Annotated in this window: 17 protein-coding genes; 11 read left to right on the plus strand and 6 right to left on the minus strand. The window is 36.5% G+C overall.

Going from position 1 to position 15,777, the window contains the following annotated elements; all coding sequences use genetic code 11:
- Positions 1-648: 648 nt before the first annotated feature.
- The 4 genes from pckA (at position 649) to ACSQ7D_RS02095 (ending at position 5,069) form a co-directional block, all read left to right on the plus strand.
- Positions 649-2,232, plus strand: a complete 1,584-nt coding sequence (gene pckA / locus ACSQ7D_RS02080) for a phosphoenolpyruvate carboxykinase (ATP) (protein WP_437135201.1) — start codon at positions 649-651, stop codon at positions 2,230-2,232.
- Between the two features lie 113 nt (positions 2,233-2,345).
- A complete protein-coding gene (gene prfA, locus ACSQ7D_RS02085) occupies positions 2,346-3,419 on the plus strand; it encodes a peptide chain release factor 1 (protein WP_308765860.1) in 1,074 nt (357 codons plus the stop codon).
- A gap of 88 nt (positions 3,420-3,507) precedes the next feature.
- Positions 3,508-4,143 (plus strand): ribonuclease H1 domain-containing protein, encoded by a 636-nt coding sequence (locus ACSQ7D_RS02090; RefSeq protein WP_437135202.1) that lies wholly within the window; start codon positions 3,508-3,510, stop codon positions 4,141-4,143.
- Positions 4,144-4,169: 26 nt separating this feature from the next.
- A complete protein-coding gene (locus tag ACSQ7D_RS02095) occupies positions 4,170-5,069 on the plus strand; it encodes a NifU family protein (RefSeq protein ID WP_437135203.1) in 900 nt (299 codons plus the stop codon).
- 96 nt (positions 5,070-5,165) lie between these two features.
- Here the strand turns inward: ACSQ7D_RS02095 and mscL are convergent, their stop codons facing one another.
- Together mscL and hemN are read right to left on the minus strand one after the other, a co-directional pair.
- On the minus strand, positions 5,166-5,549 hold the full coding sequence (gene mscL, locus ACSQ7D_RS02100; protein ID WP_009417159.1) for a large conductance mechanosensitive channel protein MscL: 384 nt from the start codon (positions 5,547-5,549) through the stop codon (positions 5,166-5,168).
- 158 nt (positions 5,550-5,707) lie between these two features.
- Positions 5,708-7,072 (minus strand): oxygen-independent coproporphyrinogen III oxidase, encoded by a 1,365-nt coding sequence (gene hemN / locus ACSQ7D_RS02105; protein ID WP_437135204.1) that lies wholly within the window; start codon positions 7,070-7,072, stop codon positions 5,708-5,710.
- Positions 7,073-7,259: 187 nt separating this feature from the next.
- On the opposite strand from hemN, the gene ACSQ7D_RS02110 reads away from it, so the two are divergent.
- Positions 7,260-7,391: a hypothetical protein gene (locus ACSQ7D_RS02110; protein WP_437135205.1), complete on the plus strand. Its 132-nt coding sequence runs from the start codon at positions 7,260-7,262 to the stop codon at positions 7,389-7,391.
- Between the two features lie 61 nt (positions 7,392-7,452).
- On the opposite strand, the gene ACSQ7D_RS02115 is transcribed toward ACSQ7D_RS02110, so the two are convergent.
- A complete protein-coding gene (locus ACSQ7D_RS02115) occupies positions 7,453-8,121 on the minus strand; it encodes an alpha/beta fold hydrolase (RefSeq protein ID WP_128090614.1) in 669 nt (222 codons plus the stop codon).
- A 209-nt stretch (positions 8,122-8,330) separates the two neighbouring features.
- Here ACSQ7D_RS02115 and ACSQ7D_RS02120 point away from each other — a divergent pair, with 209 nt between their 5' ends.
- From ACSQ7D_RS02120 to serC, 3 genes are all read left to right on the plus strand, one after another.
- Positions 8,331-8,612, plus strand: a complete 282-nt coding sequence (locus ACSQ7D_RS02120; RefSeq protein WP_002672042.1) for a GNAT family N-acetyltransferase — start codon at positions 8,331-8,333, stop codon at positions 8,610-8,612.
- Positions 8,613-8,776: 164 nt separating this feature from the next.
- Positions 8,777-9,742 carry a D-2-hydroxyacid dehydrogenase gene (locus ACSQ7D_RS02125; protein ID WP_437135206.1) on the plus strand — a complete coding sequence of 322 codons (966 nt, stop codon included), beginning with the start codon at positions 8,777-8,779 and terminating at the stop codon, positions 9,740-9,742.
- Positions 9,729-10,790 (plus strand): 3-phosphoserine/phosphohydroxythreonine transaminase, encoded by a 1,062-nt coding sequence (serC, locus tag ACSQ7D_RS02130; protein WP_437135207.1) that lies wholly within the window; start codon positions 9,729-9,731, stop codon positions 10,788-10,790. Before ACSQ7D_RS02125 ends, serC begins: the two co-directional genes overlap by 14 nt.
- Before the next feature lie 103 nt (positions 10,791-10,893).
- Here the strand turns inward: serC and ACSQ7D_RS02135 are convergent, their stop codons facing one another.
- On the minus strand, positions 10,894-12,549 hold the full coding sequence (locus ACSQ7D_RS02135) for a ribonucleoside-diphosphate reductase subunit alpha (protein WP_002672050.1): 1,656 nt from the start codon (positions 12,547-12,549) through the stop codon (positions 10,894-10,896).
- 371 nt (positions 12,550-12,920) lie between these two features.
- On the opposite strand from ACSQ7D_RS02135, the gene ACSQ7D_RS02140 reads away from it, so the two are divergent.
- Positions 12,921-13,610, plus strand: a complete 690-nt coding sequence (locus ACSQ7D_RS02140; RefSeq protein WP_437135208.1) for a PAS domain-containing protein — start codon at positions 12,921-12,923, stop codon at positions 13,608-13,610.
- A gap of 78 nt (positions 13,611-13,688) precedes the next feature.
- Here the strand turns inward: ACSQ7D_RS02140 and yajC are convergent, their stop codons facing one another.
- Positions 13,689-13,997 (minus strand): preprotein translocase subunit YajC, encoded by a 309-nt coding sequence (gene yajC / locus ACSQ7D_RS02145; protein WP_437135209.1) that lies wholly within the window; start codon positions 13,995-13,997, stop codon positions 13,689-13,691.
- Positions 13,998-14,072: 75 nt separating this feature from the next.
- Entirely contained in the window at positions 14,073-15,014 is a 942-nt protein-coding gene (locus tag ACSQ7D_RS02150; RefSeq protein WP_437135210.1) for a transcription antitermination protein NusB, read from the minus strand.
- Positions 15,015-15,200: 186 nt separating this feature from the next.
- On the opposite strand from ACSQ7D_RS02150, the gene ACSQ7D_RS02155 reads away from it, so the two are divergent.
- Both ACSQ7D_RS02155 and ACSQ7D_RS02160 read left to right on the plus strand, forming a co-directional pair.
- Positions 15,201-15,491, plus strand: coding sequence for an HU family DNA-binding protein (locus ACSQ7D_RS02155; RefSeq protein ID WP_255346883.1), 291 nt, complete (start codon positions 15,201-15,203; stop codon positions 15,489-15,491).
- Positions 15,492-15,596: 105 nt separating this feature from the next.
- Positions 15,597-15,719: a hypothetical protein gene (locus ACSQ7D_RS02160; protein ID WP_437135211.1), complete on the plus strand. Its 123-nt coding sequence runs from the start codon at positions 15,597-15,599 to the stop codon at positions 15,717-15,719.
- Positions 15,720-15,777 lie beyond the last annotated feature (58 nt).

A 15,777-nucleotide genomic window follows, 5' to 3' on the forward strand; every position in this document is an offset into this window, starting at 1 on the left:
AGCTATAATTTCTCAGACACTTTTTTTAGTGAAAACGGTGTGAGTCACACGGACAGGTGCGAGCCGCACAGGCAGATAAACAAATGACGAACAAATGACGAACAAATGACGAACAAATGACGAACAAATGACGAACAAATGACGGTGCGAGCCGCACGGGCAGATAGAGAAAAAACGAATAAAGAACGAATAAAGAACGAATAAAGAACGAATAAAGAACGAATAAAGAACGAATAAAGAACGAATAAAGAACGAATAAATGATGGTGCGAGTCGCACGGGCAGATAGAGAAAAGACGAATAGATGACGAATAAGGAACAAATAAATGATAGTGCGAGCCACAGAGGCAAATAAAGAATAAACGAAGGATAAATGGAAATAAAGTAAAGATAAGATGATTTAGAGTGTTATTATAAAACCTAAAAATCTTTTATTAGAGCTTGAAAATACAGGTAAATAAGGAGTATATAGAGTTGTTATAAATACTCGTAAAAATAACTTCAAAAAAACATTAAAAAATATTTTTCAGTATCAAAATTAATTTGTACATTTGCACCGGTTTTTGAGAGACCTCTCAAAAATTGAGGCAATTTTATATTGCTATTAGATAAAAAAGAATTGTTAAATTAATATCAAATTTAAGACATTATGAGTAAACCAAAAACACTTTCCGTTGATAAATACGGAATTAAGAACGCTAATGTTCGTTATCAGTTAACTGCTGACGAACTACAACAAGAAACTTTGGATAAAAAATTAGGCGTTGAAGCTTCTTCAGGAGCTATTGCTATTAAAACAGGTAAATTTACAGGGCGTTCTCCTAAAGACCGTTTCATCGTAAAAGATGATATCACCAAAGATCGCGTATGGTGGGGAAGTATTAACATTCCTTTTGAACCTGCAAAATTTGACAAACTATATGAAAAAGTAGTAGCTTACTTATCTAACAAAGAAATCTACGTTCACGATGGTTATGTTTGTGCAGATCCTAAATACCGTACTAACATTCGTACCATTACTGAGCTTCCTTGGAGCAACCTTTTTGCTTACAATATGTTCTTGCGTATAGATGATAGCGAACTTCCTTCTTTCAAAGAAGATTGGTTGGTAGTAAATGCACCTGGTTTTGAAGCTGACCCTGCTGTAGATGGTACTCGTCAAGCTAACTTCGCTATCTTGAACTTCACCAAAAAAATTGCTTTGATTGGTGGTACAGGTTATACCGGAGAAATTAAAAAAGGTATCTTCTCAGCTATGAACTTTGAATTGCCTGTGTTCCGCAACACTATGCCAATGCACTGTTCAGCTAACGTAGGTAAAGGTGGTGATACTGCTATCTTCTTCGGCTTATCAGGTACTGGTAAAACTACTCTTTCAGCTGACCCTAACCGTCATTTAATTGGTGACGACGAACACGGTTGGACTCCTGAAAATACGGTATTCAACTTTGAAGGTGGTTGCTATGCTAAAGTAGTAGACCTTACTGCTGAAAAAGAACCTGAAATCTTTGGAGCTATTAAGAAAGGTGCTATCCTTGAAAACGTAATTATGGATGATAAAGGTGTAGTTGATTTCTCTCGCACTGATATCACTGAAAACACTCGTGTTTCTTATCCTATTTACTACATCGCAAATATCCAGCCAGGTTCTATAGGACACAATCCTAAGAACATCTTCTTCCTTACTTTTGATGCTTATGGTGTATTGCCTCCAATCTCTAAATTGACTCCTGAACAAGCTGCTTACCAATTCGTTTCTGGTTATACTTCAAAAGTAGCCGGTACTGAGGTAGGTATCACTACCCCTCAAAAAACTTTCTCTGCTTGTTTCGGTGCTGCCTTTATGCCACTTCACCCAGCTGAATACGGAAAACGTTTGGCTGAGAAAATCAAAGAAACTGGCGTAAACGTATGGTTGGTAAACACTGGTTACAACGGAAAAATGAAAAGATGTAGCTTGAAAGATACTCGTGCTCTTATCACTGCGGCTCTTACCGGCAAACTTAACAATGTTGAGTACAAAGAATTACCTATCTTTGGCTTCAAAGTACCTCAATCTTGTGAAGGTGTATCAGACCAAAGCATCTTGAACCCAGAAAATACTTGGAGTGACAAAGCACAATTCAGTGCTAAACTGAGAGAATTGGCTGAATCATTTGTACAAAACTTCAAAGACAAAAAATTCGCTGAAGGTGCAAGTGCTGACGTCCTTGCTGGAGCTCCTAAATTGTAATTATTTAGATAACCATATTCAAAAGGCTGTTCATTTAAGAACAGCCTTTTATTTTTGTTTTTTACTAATATTATTACTACTTTTGCACCCCAAATAGAATTTAAAGATAAAAAATGCTCGACAAATTAAATATCGTAAAACAACGTTTCGACGAAGTTTCGGACTTAATCATTCAACCTGATATTATTGCAGACCAAAAGCGCTATATCCAACTCAACAAGGAATATAAAGACCTTAAAGAGCTGATGGATAAGCGTGATGAGTTTATAAACGTAACTGGAAACCTACAAGAAGCTGAGGAAATTATTGCTGATGGCAGTGATGCCGAAATGGTGGAAATGGCAAAGTTACAATTAGAGGAAAGCAAAGAGCGTTTACCTCAGTTAGAAGAAGAAATCAAATATATGCTCATCCCAAAAGACCCCGAAGATGCTAAGAATGCGGTAATGGAAATTCGTGCAGGAACAGGTGGTGACGAGGCTTCAATCTTTGCAGGCGACCTATACCGTATGTACACCAAATACTGCCAAAGTAAAGGCTGGAGTACCTCAGTAATGGACTTTAATGAAGGAACTGCTGGCGGGTATAAAGAAATTATCTTTGAAGTAACGGGTGACAATGTATATGGTACCTTAAAATTTGAAGCAGGAGTACATCGTGTACAACGAGTGCCTCAAACAGAGACACAAGGGCGTGTACATACTTCGGCAGCAACTGTAATTGTATTGCCAGAAGCAGAAGAATTTGATGTGGAACTTGATATGGCTGATGTGAAAATCATTCGTACTACTTCTACGGGACCCGGAGGACAGTCGGTGAATACAACCTATTCGGCTATTCAGTTGCAACATATTCCTACAGGCATTGAAGTACGTTGCCAAGATGAGAAATCGCAACACAAGAATCTTGAAAAGGCGCTTAAAGTATTGCGTTCACGTTTGTACGAAATGGAGCTAGCAAAGAAGATGGAAGCTGATTCTGCTCGTAGGAAATCAATGGTTTCCAGTGGTGACCGCTCAGCTAAAATACGCACTTATAACTATCCGCAAGGACGCGTAACCGACCACCGCATAGGTCTTACCCTTTATGATTTGCAAAATGTTATCAATGGTGATGTACAACGTCTTATCGATGAACTTCAATTGGCTGAAAATGCTGAGAAGCTAAAAGAAGGAGATGTTTTTTAAACTATTATTAAAAAAGAAAATAGCAATATTGTTATTGTAGCAATAGTAGCTGTTATATTCTTTTTGGCAATCCTATTTATTTTGTGAGATGGCAAAGAAGTATTATGTAGTATGGGAGGGACACCAAACGGGGGTCTTTACCTCGTGGGCTGAATGTAAGAAGGCTGTTAATAATTTTCCGAATGCTAAATACAAAAGTTTTCCTACAGAAGAAATGGCACAAAAAGCCTATGCAGGGAATTATGAAACGTATAAAGGTAAAAAGATAGAAGAGCCTGCTCTTTCATCAGGCGCATTAAAACTTATTGGGAAGCCTATTTTGCCTTCTATTGCGGTAGATGCTGCTTGTAGCGGTAACCCTGGTATAATGGAATATCGGGGGGTAGATACTGAAACACAAGCCGAGATTTTTAGGCTCACACCTATGAAAGATGGCACCAATAACATAGGGGAGTTTTTGGCTATAGTACACGCTTTGGCATTCTTAAAACAACGCAATCTTACGATGCCTATTTATTCGGATAGTGAAATAGCAATGCGCTGGGTACAACAAAAAGTATGTAAAACTAAGCTTGGAAAGACAGCTGATAATGCAAAAATATTTGAACTAATAACTCGTGCTGAAAAATGGCTACAAGAAAACACTTACCCTAATCGTATTCTCAAATGGGAAACCAAAGCGTGGGGCGAAAATCCTGCAGACTTTGGTAGAAAAGACTCTTAACTTTTCTTCTTAAATCTAAAAAATAAATGACTGATATTACTCTATCTGTACAGCCTACTTCGAGTCCTGATATTATTAAATTAGAGGCGAATAAAGCCTTAGTAAAAGGTAGTTACGAGTATAAAAATATTGATGAAGCTAAAAACTCACCCTTAGCAAAAGAGCTGTTTTACCTTCCTTTTGTAAAGACAGTATATATCTCGAGTAATTTTATTGCATTGAAACGATTTCCAATTATAGAATGGAAAGACGTACAAGAAGAAGTAGCACAGCAAGTGTTATTTTATTTACAGTCAGGGAGAGAAATTGTAAGTACTGAGGGTGAACAAAAGAAGGTTATTTCTATATATGCTGAAACAACACCTAACCCTTCGGTAATGAAGTTTGTAGCCAATAAACGTCTTGTTCCTACCATTATAGAATATAAGCATATAGAGGAAACTGATGAGGCTCCTATGGCTAAAGCTCTTTTTACTCAGTTTCCTTTTATTGAGGAGGTATTTTTTGATGATAACTATATTTCAGTTACTAAAAAAGATAACAAAGAGTGGGCAATGGTTACTTCTAATATACGAGAATTCATTAAGAATTATCTTTCAGAAGGACACATACTTATTTCTTCTTCTGAAATTAAACGACATCAGCAAGCAATACAAGAACGCCTACTCTCTATGGTTACTAACGATGAGGTATCAAAACAAATTGTAGCTATTATAGATGAGTTTGTAAAGCCTGCTGTAGCCTCTGATGGAGGAAATATTCAGTTTATTTCGTACAATCCAGAAACGCATTACGTAGAGGTAATACTGCAAGGAGCTTGTAGTGGTTGCCCCTCCTCTACCCTAACCTTAAAAAAGGGAATTGAAGTCATCTTGAAAGATAAGCTACAAAACCCTTATATTAATGTAAACGCTCTTAACGGATAAGATAATTCTTCTGAAATAGAAAACCACGCCTTATATAGCGTGGTTTAGTTAAACAATTGTTGAAATGTGTAGTGTTGCGGTTACACGAAATTCTTCTTATTTATTTTTCAATAAATCTCTAATCTCAGTAAGTAACTCTTCTTGAGTAGGACCAGCTGGTGTAGCAGGAGCCTCTTCTTCTTTTTTCTGTTTGTTTAGCTTGTTGATACCTTTTAGAAGCATAAACAATACAAGTGCAATACAGAAGAAGTTAATTACAGCGGCAAGAAACTTACCATAAGCTACTCCATTCCATACCAAACCTTCTAAGTGTTCAGCACCCGTAGCTTTCAAAGCAGGTGTTAATAACAAAGGGGTAATAACATCAGACACTAATGATGATACAATAGCACCAAAAGCAGCCCCGATGATAACCCCGATGGCTAAATCGACTACGTTACCTTTTACGGCAAATTCTTTAAATTCTTTTAAAAATCCCATAATGATTCATTTTAAGTTTATAAAAATAATTTGTTACTTAATTCGGGGCAAAAATAATACTTTTTTCGGAAATACAAAAAGAAAAGGGACGAATTTCACAACTGTCCCTTTTCATCACTAACTAAAAAACTCAATCACTATGATGGTTAAGTATAACTTTACACAGTCATACTAAATATTTTGGTATTAGGCATTTTGCGTTGCAAGTGCAAATCAAAAGCCATACAGATATTTCTAATAAAAGGTTTTCCCTCATCGGGGACTTCTATATGATTACCTGCTATATGCAGTAAACCATCGTTTTGCATCTCTTGTAGATGTGCCATTACTTCTGCTATTTCAGGAAACTGAAGAGATTCGTCGTTCCAAGAAGTACTAAACTGACACATCAAGTTGAGAATATGACGCCTAATAATTAAATCTTCTTTATTGAGAATATGCCCTTTACACACGGGTATTTCATTCTTCTCAAGACGTGCATAATAAGCATCTAAATCTTTCTCGTTTTGGGCAAAACCGTACCAACTATCGCTGATAGAAGACATTCCTAAGCCTATCATCACTTGCGTTTTGGAGGCTGTATAGCCCATAAAGTTACGATGCAATTGATGATTTTTGAAAGCCTTATACATACTATCAGTAGGTAAAGCAAAGTGATCCATTCCTATTTCGGCATATCCTGCTTTCAATAAGTATTGTTTTCCTACTTCATACAGCTCTCGTTTTACTTCGCCTGTGGGCACATCTTCATCTTTAAAACCACGTTGTCCACTGCCTTTTATCCAAGGTACGTGCGCATAGCTATAAAAAGCAATACGGTCGGGACGAAGAGTGTTACTCCTATCAATGGTGAAGAGTACATCGTCTAAGGTTTGAAACGGCAAACCAAAGACCAAATCGTGGCTTACAGAGGTATAGCCGATAGCTCTGGCTTGCTGGGTAACACGCTGTACATTCTCAAAAGGTTGAATGCGGTGAATGGCTTTTTGTACCTTAGGCGAATAATCTTGTACACCATAACTCACACGCCTAAAACCTAAGTCGTAAAGCGTTTGTAGATGAGTTTCAGTGGTATTATTAGGATGACCTTCAAAACTAAATTCGTGAGCATCAGCTTTATCAGCACGTTCAAAAATACCTTCTATCAAACAGCGCAACTGCAAAGGTTCAAAAAAGGTAGGTGTACCTCCCCCTAAGTGTATTTCCTTAATACGAGGGCGTTCTTCCAAAAAATTAGTGTATAACTGCCATTCTTTAAGTATTGCCTCTATATAAGGAGCTTCCATTTCGTGACGCTTAGTAATGCGTTTATGACAACCACAGAAAGTACAAAGACTCTCACAGAAAGGCAAATGAATGTATAGGCTAATCCCTTCAGTACTATTGCTCTCAGCATAGGATTTTCGTAAGCTCTCCAACCATTTTTCAGTAGAAAAAGTACTACTATCCCAATAGGGAACAGTAGGATAGCTAGTATAGCGAGGCCCAGCTACATTGTATTTTTGAATGAGAGATATTGCCATTTTCACTAAAAACGGGGCAAAGGTATAAAAAAAAGTGGAAAGTGAAAAGAGAAAAGAAAAAAATATAGATTCGCTAATACCGTAATGCCAATAATATCAAACTAATGACGAGAGACGAATGACGGGACAAGCTATACAGATAAATAATTATAAGACAAACAACAAGAGGTTCTAGAGTGGCTCTACAGTGGGTCTACAGTGGCTCTACAGTGGCTCTACAGTGGCTCTACAGTGGCTCTACAACGAACAAAAGACGAACGATGAACGAAGGAATAACGAACCTAAGGCAAAGAAAAGTTATTTGAATATTGAATATTAGACATCTATGTTTAGATTCGTTTGCAGAAAAAATAGCAAGACTCTTTTAATCTTGTACTTTTCTAATTTGACTGCAATATATTTAAAAGGTTTTCATTGAACCATTTATACCGATTGATAATCATAATATGAGTACCATTTTTTACTACAATAGCATTTTTTATATACTGAATAGGAAAAACAGGATCTTTATCTCCGTGAATGTGAACTGTGTGGGGTAAAGGTTCTTTTTGTTGCCAATTCACTATGCGGTCTATTGACCAATCGAGATAGGCTGGAGAGCGCATTCCTATATATTTCTCGTATAGAGCTATTCGTTTGGTCATCAGTTCAGAAAAAGAAAATCTTTTCCAAAACTCCAAATCGCTGATAGTACGAGTGGGCAATAACTTATGCAGGTTTGTATAACGTGCCAAAAGCATTTTTTTAGGCAGTTCGTACTGTGTTTTTACGCTGGAAATGAGGACTATTTTTCGATAATCGTTCAGTTGTTGGGCTATCTCTTGTACAATAATTCCTCCAAATGACACCCCTAAGAGCACAGGAGAAGGCTCGGTAATTGCTACTGCAATACGTCCTGCATAGTGTGCTAGACTTTCTTCTTTTTCGGGAGTAATCCAGTCGAGTAAGTGCACACGGAAATTGTTGGGGAATTGCAAACGCTCGAAAATCTTAGGGCTGGCAGCCATTCCAGGCATTAAATAAATAGAAAGATTATCTTTTATATTCATTTGATATTGCTTTTTTACGAAAAATAAGTAACTTTGCACCAAATTTTAAATGAGTAACAGGTTATAGGTAAAAAGTAAAAACTAACGATAGTTAGGTATGTGAATGAGGTATAACGCTCATTTCTTACTTCTTATCTCTTATCTAGACAGAAGCAAAAGTACAACATTTTTGTCAAATAACGAATATTACTAATTAAAAACATAGTACAATGGAAGTAATAGACAGCGAATTTTCACGTCAATACCAAGCCAAAATCAACGGTGAACTTGCCTTTGTAGAATACGCTATTCAGGAGCGTAAGATATTCTTTACCAAAACATTGCTACCTGAAACGACGGACGAAGCGCTCATTGATGAATTCTTTAAAGGGGTAATAGCCTTAGTAGCTGAGAAAAAATATAGAGTAGTGCCCGTTTGCCCTGTGGCTATTGCTTTTTTTAAACGTAATAAGGAGTGTAAAGACATACTTCCTGCTGGTATCAGAATTTAATGATTAATGATTAACGGTTAATTAAAAACTCTGTTTTACATCGCATTACGTAGGGATAAAGTATGCGAGGGCAGAGTATGTAAGGTATACGCTCTAACAAAAAGAGCAGGGCTCTCCCCTACTCTCTTAACTATGTAGATAAAAAAGAATTAATAATATATTATATGAAAGCCGTATTTTTAGACCGCAACACGCTCTCTGAGCGCATAGATGTAGATATCCCAAAAGGGATAGCCCAATGGGTAGCCTTCCAAAAAACAGCTCCCGATGAAATTGTTCAACGTCTCAAACCTGCTGATATAGCTATCGTGAACAAGGTGAAACTCGATGAGAGTATCCTTAGGCAATTGCCTAACCTTAAGCTCATTCACCTTACTGCTACGGGTATGGATAATATTGATAAAGAGGCTGCGAAAGCCTTGGGTATAGAAGTGAAAAACGTAGCGGGTTACTCTACTGAAAGTGTTACAGAACACTTCTTCTTGTTGTTACTATCGGCTATGCGTGCCCTAAAAACCTATCACACAAGTGTAGAAGATGGTACTTGGGAAAAAGATGGTCGTTTTTGCCTTACTGAGCCACCGGTGTTTGAATTGCACGGCAAAACCTTAGGAATTATAGGAGTAGGCAACATAGGGAAAGCCATTAGTAAAGTAGCTGAAGTCTTTGGAATGAAAGTACTGTGGGCTGAACGCCAAGGGAAAGCCCCACGCAGTAAAGACTATACTGAGTTCGACAAGGTATTGGCACAGAGTGATATCATCTCGCTTAACTGTCCGCTTACTCCTGAGACTAAGCATTTAGTAGATGAAGAATTCATCTCTAAATTGCGTAAAAAACCATTGCTTATCAATATGGCTCGTGGGGCAGTAGTCGATCCTCAAGCAGTATACGAAGCCATTGAAAGTAACCGCATTATGGGCTTTGCTACCGATGTGTTTGAAGAAGAACCACCAATGGCTAACGACCCTCTACTAAAAATAGCCAACCACCCTCGTGTGATTTACACTCCTCACGTGGCTTGGGCGAGCGAATACGCACAAGATAAGTTATGGCGTATCTTGAAACGCCAAGTAGAAGATTTTATCGTAAAATATAAAACAGAGCATAAGGAAAATGAAAAAGCATAATTTTAGCGCAGGTCCCTCTATCTTAGCTCCTGAGGTATTCCAAAAAGCCTCAGAAGCCTTGCTTGACTTTGAGGGCACTGGCTTATCGGTGGTAGAAATATCTCACCGCAGTCCAGAGTTTGTACGTGTGATAGAACGCGCCCGTGCATTGGCATTGGAAATCGCTGGATTGGACGATTCGTACACTACACTCTTCTTGCAAGGAGGAGCTAGTATGCAATTTTTGATGGTGCCATACAACCTCCTCGAAACCAAAGCTGCTTATATAGATACAGGTACTTGGGCTAACAAAGCACAAAAGGAAGCTGCTCTCTTTGGTAATGCTGAAGTGATAGCCTCCTCTAAAGCCGATGGGTATAAGTATATTCCAAAAAATGTGACTGTCCCTACTGATATCGATTATCTGCACATCACTACCAATAATACGATTTACGGTACCGAGTACCACAGTTTACCTCAAACGAGCGTCCCTTTGGTAGCCGATATGAGTTCTGATATTTTCTCACGTCCGTTAGATTACAAGCAGTTTAGTTTGATTTATGCGGGTTCACAGAAGAATTTAGGAGCTTCAGGCTCTACCTTAGTGATTGTGAAGAAGGATTTATTGGGCAAGGTAAGTAGGAAACTGCCTTCGATGATGGACTATCAGTTGCATATTAAAAACGATAGTATGTTCAATACACCTTCTACTTTTGCAGTATATGTAAACCTATTAGTACTCGAATGGATACAAGCACAAGGTGGATTACAAGCCTTAGGTAAACGCAACCGAGCTAAAGCCGATTTGCTTTACGGAGAAATCGACCGCAATTCGTTAGTAGTAGGATATGCCAACAAAGAAGACCGCTCCCTAATGAATGTAGTGTTCAACCTCACCGATGAAAGCACCAAAGAACGCTTTGACGCTTTGTGTAAAGAAGCCAATATCAGTGGAATAAAAGGACACCGCAGTGTGGGAGGTTATCGCGCTTCTATCTACAACGCTTTGCCTTTAGAAAGTGTACAAGTATTAGTAGATGTACTTAAAGAATTTGAACGCACCGCGTAAAGAAGAATAATATGGAAAACAAAATAAGTCCGATATAAATATCGGACTTATTTTATATTATACAATATGTTATTTAATCTCTAAGGCTTTATAATCAAATGTATTAAGCTTCGCAACTACTACAGTTTACAAAATTCATCATCATTTCTTTTGCTACTGATTGACTGCGCTGATAGTACAAACTTTTAACTCCTAATTTCCAAGCCTCAATAAGCACTTTATTCACATCTCGGATAGGCATTGCTGAAGGAATATTTAAGTTCAAACTCTGCGTTTGGTCAATGTACGCTTGACGCTGTGCCGCTTGTGATATAATTTCCATCGGTGAAATCTCTTTAAAAGTTTTAAACACATTCTTCTCTAATTGAGATAACTCTTGCAAGTGTTGTACAGAGCCATTATTCAAACGAATAGAACGCCATACCTCTTCATTATTAAGACCTTTTTCCTCCAAAAGTTGAGTGAGATACTTATTTTTGCGCATAAAGTTCCCTTTAGAAAGCCCTACTTTATAGTAATTACTCGAATAAGGCTCGATACCTGGTGATACCTGTCCTAAAATAGCCGAGCTAGAAGTGGTAGGAGCGATTGCCATAGTGGTAGTATTTCGTCTACCATATCCTTTTAAAATTTCTGGTTCTCCATAAATATGAGCTAACTCTTTAGTTGCCTTATCAGCTTCTTCACGAATGTATCTAAAAGCGCGGGCATTGAACTGAGTTGCCTCAAAGCTCTCAAAAGGTATCATATTACGTTGCAAGTAAGAATGATATCCTAACACACCCAAACCTAAAGCACGGTGACGAATAGCAAAATTGCGAGCTGCCTGTAAATAGTAATTACCCTTTGTTTTTTCTATAAACTCTGAAAGTACCGCATCTAAAAAGAATACCGCTAACTTTACTGCTTTGGTATCTTTCCACTCATCAAAGAGCTCTAAGTTCATAGAAGAAAGACAGCAAATAAACGATTCATCTTCACTAGAAGGTAACATAATCTCACTGCACAAGTTACTTGAACGAATGAGCATATCTTTATCTTTATACACTTGAGGGCGATTACGATTGGCATTATCCGTAAAGATAATGTAAGGTAACCCTTTTTGCTGGCGAGACTCCAAGACACGAGCCCATAGGCGACGTTTTTCTACATCACCATCTATCATTTCTTGCATCCAATAATCAGGTACACAAATACCAAAGAAAAGATTCTGAATAGGAAATTCTACATCTTTAATTTGTAGAAACTCTTCGGCATCGGGATGGTCTATATCTAAATAAGCAGCAAAAGCACCGCGCCTTACTCCTCCTTGTGATACAACGTCCATAGCTGAATCGAACAACTTCATAAAACTAACCGCCCCACTTGATTTACCATTATCGGTAACTGCAGAACCGCGACTACGCAATTCGCCAAAATAACCAGAAGTGCCTCCCCCTATTTTGGTTTGCATAATCACCTCTCCAAGTTTATGAGTAATCCCCTCGATGCTATCAGGTACGTGCACATTGAAACAAGAAATAGGCAAACCTCTTTCAGTACCCATATTTGCCCAAATAGGAGATGAGAAACTAATCCACCCTTTAGTAATCATTTCTTTAAAAGCGGGCTGTAATTCGGGTTTATAAAGTCTATGTGCAGCAGCACTTGTAATGCGGTCTATCGCACCTTCTACGCTTTCTCCTTTTAATAAATAACCTCTATTGAGGATTTGTTCAGACTCTTCGTTGAGCCACCAAATGTCTTTTTCTTCGTTCATAACTTTTTATTTTCGGGGTGCAAAGTAACAGCTTTATATTCTAATTTCACTCTCTATCCAAAATAAGTTATTAACAATGTTTTCAACAATATAGCAAAATCAGTCTCTTAGGATATTTTTTTAACATACGGTCATACTTTTATATTACTTGAATTGCTAAAATAATACAAATTAAATGTATAGAAGTGCAAAAACTACTAAAAATAAGAAGATATAGAAGAGTAGAAATATATCTGTTAATTACTACAAATCAACGTGTTAAAAAGAATTGTTATATTTAAAACAAAATAGTAATACGATTTTATCTAAAATATTTTGTTCTTTCAGATAACTTTTGTAGTTTTGTAGCGTTAAGTATAAAAGGAAATCTTATGTCAGAACTAATTACTAGACCTATACCTATTGATGAAGAAGTAGTGTGGGATAAAACCAAAACTATTATCAGTACTACTGATAAGTTGGGTACTATTACTGACGTAAACCAAACATTTATAGATGTTTGTGGTTATTCTGCAGTTGAATTATTAGGGAAACCACATAACATTATTCGTCACCCCGATATGCCTAAGATCATATTCAAGATTACTTGGGATAATATTTTGGCGGGGAGAAACTTTCACGCTATTATTAAAAACTTAGCTAAATCGGGTAAGTATTATTGGGTAATTACCGATTTTGAAGTCGGCAGGAATATTATTGGGGATGTTGTTACTATTATGGCGCGTCAGCATTCAGTACCTAAGTATGTAATTACAGAGCATATTGAGCCTTTATATCAAACGCTCCTTAAACTTGAAAAAATAGGAGATATGGAGCTCAGTAATCGTTATTTTAAGGGCTTTTTAGAAAAACAAGGCAAATCATATATTGAATATATTATGGATATTATGGACGAAAGCAAGCGAGAAATTCACTTTGATCCTATCCCTAATATGCCTCACACTGATACTAACATTGGAGACTATGAAATTTCTGATGATATATTTAGTGAAGAACATCACGAAGAAGAAACTATGATGCAACGCAAGAGTTTCTTTGCAAAATTATTTTCTACGAATTAGAATTTTGCAAATATCACAATAAAAATGAGAGCGTATCTATTGCAATAGATACGCTCTCATTTTTGGTTCTTTCTATGACTACGATTCTTTCTTGTCTTGAATTTCTTTCTTATCGTCTTTTAATTTAGCTGACAGTTCCATAGAAATAGCAGAACGTTCAAATTTGATTTTTCCTGAAAGTGTTTCTAAGACACAAGTATTATCCGTAAGTTCTACAATACGTCCGTGCATACCACTTTTAGTAATTACTTTATCGCCTCTTTTCATTCCTTCAATAAAGTTTTTTTCTTGTTTTTGTCGTCTTACTTGCGGACGAATCATAAAAAAGTAGAATACTAGGATTATCAATATAAGAGGTAGTAAACCACTGTTCATCAATTGTTGCATATTTATTAATTTAATTATTAGTTTTTAGTTATTTTAGAAAATTGTAATTAGGAACTTTTAGCTTTTGGTTTTCAATTATAAAAGTCCTCTTCCTATCTTTTTAATTTGTTGTTTTTCTTCGAGTTCTTTATGTACATTTTTCATTACACCATTAATAAACGCACTACTTTTAGTAGTAGAATATTCCTTGGCAAGTTCTAAATATTCATTAAGTGTTACTTTCACTGGAATACTAGGGAAACTAAGCATTTCACAAACAGCCATTTTTAACAATATACTATCTATTACAGCCACACGATCTTTCTCCCAACCTGTCATTCTACTAATAATTTCATTCTCCCACTTACTATCATTGAGCACTACTTTTTTTAGTAACCCTGTAAGAAAATCTTTTTCTTCTTCATCTTTATAAAGTGAAGGAACAAAATATTTATCAGGTGAGGTGGGGAGCACTTCTCTAAATAACCTACTTATATAGGTATTTACAATGGGATAATCATCTACCCAAGTGAGATTATAATCTTCAATATATTCATATATTGTCTCATCGGGAGCTATAATTTCTTCAAAAATAGTCATTAAAAAAGATTTATCAGCTTCAAAACTGCTCTTTTGTTTGCTGTATTTCTTATAAAACTCACTTTCTATAATGCTTTTATATATAGTACGCACATACTCTTCGTGTATTTCCCAATGATTTATACGTGCATCAGCAATGGCTTCTTGTAATAATGTATTATGAACGATGGCTAAGAGCAAAAGGTTTTCAGAGAATTTTTGATGTACTGTTCTTTCTTCAGTAGTAGCCAAATATTTTTTCTGAGCTACTTTGTGTTGATGAGTTGCCAAAGAATGCAGTTCAATGAAAAGTGATAATATTAATAAATATAGGTGTCGCATTTCATCAGCACTGTTTTGCAAGAACTTCAATTCTTTGTCTAAATCCTGACTTTGGCTCTGACGCATTGCATAAATTGATTGCATTACTTTTGCCCTAATATGTCGTCTTGTAAGCATAATTTGTAAGAACTTTCTTAACTTTATTTTGAGAGTGCAAAAGTAGAAAAAAAGGTTTAACGAGCCAAAAAAAAGCGCTAAAAAAGCACCTAAAATGTTAATTTTTTACTAAAAATCGCATTTTTTCTTGTTTTATACTTGCTATGATGAAATATATTACTACCTTTGTCCTTATTAACTGTATTTATAAGTTATCATATGAACAAATCAGAATTAATTGATGCAATTGCAGCAGGGTCTGGACTTACAAAAACCGACTCTAAAAAAGCTGTTGAAGCGTTCTTTTCAAGTGTTGAAAAGGCTCTAAAAAAAGGTGACAAAGTAGCTGTCGTAGGATTCGGTTCTTGGTCAGTTGCTAAAAAAGAAGCCAGAGAGGCTCGCAACCCTCGTACTGGTGCAGTAATTAAAGTGCCTGCTAAGAAAGTTGTAAAATTCAAAGCAGGGGCTGAATTATCTGAAGCAGTAAACAAAAAGTAATTGCAGTAAAAAAGTCCCTTTCAGTTGAAAGGGACTTTTTTTATTTATTAGTAGATGAGTTAATTAGCATAGAAACCTTATTTAATGATTAATGGTTAACGATTAATGGTTAATTTGGGAGAAGCTTATAGAAAGCTTATAGGAAAGACGAACAAAAGACGAACAAAAGACGAACAAAAGACGAACAATGAACGAAGGAAAAGTGAAGTTAAGTTGATGCTAAAGTAGAGATAAGAAGAAGGGAATTGGTAGACTTCTACTTTGCTAAAAGTCGTAGCCCAACAGG

The sequence above is a fragment of the Capnocytophaga sp. G1920 genome, from assembly GCF_051417515.1.

Excerpts from the sequence above, each read along its gene's own strand:
- pckA (WP_437135201.1), top strand. The coding sequence starts at position 649 with ATGAGTAAACCAAAAACACTTTCCGTTGATAAATACGGAATTAAGAAC.
- prfA (WP_308765860.1), top strand. The coding sequence starts at position 2,346 with ATGCTCGACAAATTAAATATCGTAAAACAACGTTTCGACGAAGTTTCG.
- ACSQ7D_RS02090 (WP_437135202.1), top strand. The coding sequence starts at position 3,508 with ATGGCAAAGAAGTATTATGTAGTATGGGAGGGACACCAAACGGGGGTC.
- ACSQ7D_RS02095 (WP_437135203.1), top strand. The coding sequence starts at position 4,170 with ATGACTGATATTACTCTATCTGTACAGCCTACTTCGAGTCCTGATATT.
- mscL (WP_009417159.1), bottom strand. The coding sequence starts at position 5,549 with ATGGGATTTTTAAAAGAATTTAAAGAATTTGCCGTAAAAGGTAACGTA.
- hemN (WP_437135204.1), bottom strand. The coding sequence starts at position 7,072 with ATGGCAATATCTCTCATTCAAAAATACAATGTAGCTGGGCCTCGCTAT.
- ACSQ7D_RS02115 (WP_128090614.1), bottom strand. The coding sequence starts at position 8,121 with ATGAATATAAAAGATAATCTTTCTATTTATTTAATGCCTGGAATGGCT.
- ACSQ7D_RS02120 (WP_002672042.1), top strand. The coding sequence starts at position 8,331 with ATGGAAGTAATAGACAGCGAATTTTCACGTCAATACCAAGCCAAAATC.
- ACSQ7D_RS02125 (WP_437135206.1), top strand. The coding sequence starts at position 8,777 with ATGAAAGCCGTATTTTTAGACCGCAACACGCTCTCTGAGCGCATAGAT.
- serC (WP_437135207.1), top strand. The coding sequence starts at position 9,729 with ATGAAAAAGCATAATTTTAGCGCAGGTCCCTCTATCTTAGCTCCTGAG.
- ACSQ7D_RS02135 (WP_002672050.1), bottom strand. The coding sequence starts at position 12,549 with ATGAACGAAGAAAAAGACATTTGGTGGCTCAACGAAGAGTCTGAACAA.
- ACSQ7D_RS02140 (WP_437135208.1), top strand. The coding sequence starts at position 12,921 with ATGTCAGAACTAATTACTAGACCTATACCTATTGATGAAGAAGTAGTG.
- yajC (WP_437135209.1), bottom strand. The coding sequence starts at position 13,997 with ATGCAACAATTGATGAACAGTGGTTTACTACCTCTTATATTGATAATC.
- ACSQ7D_RS02150 (WP_437135210.1), bottom strand. The coding sequence starts at position 15,014 with ATGCTTACAAGACGACATATTAGGGCAAAAGTAATGCAATCAATTTAT.
- ACSQ7D_RS02160 (WP_437135211.1), top strand. The coding sequence starts at position 15,597 with ATGGTTAATTTGGGAGAAGCTTATAGAAAGCTTATAGGAAAGACGAAC.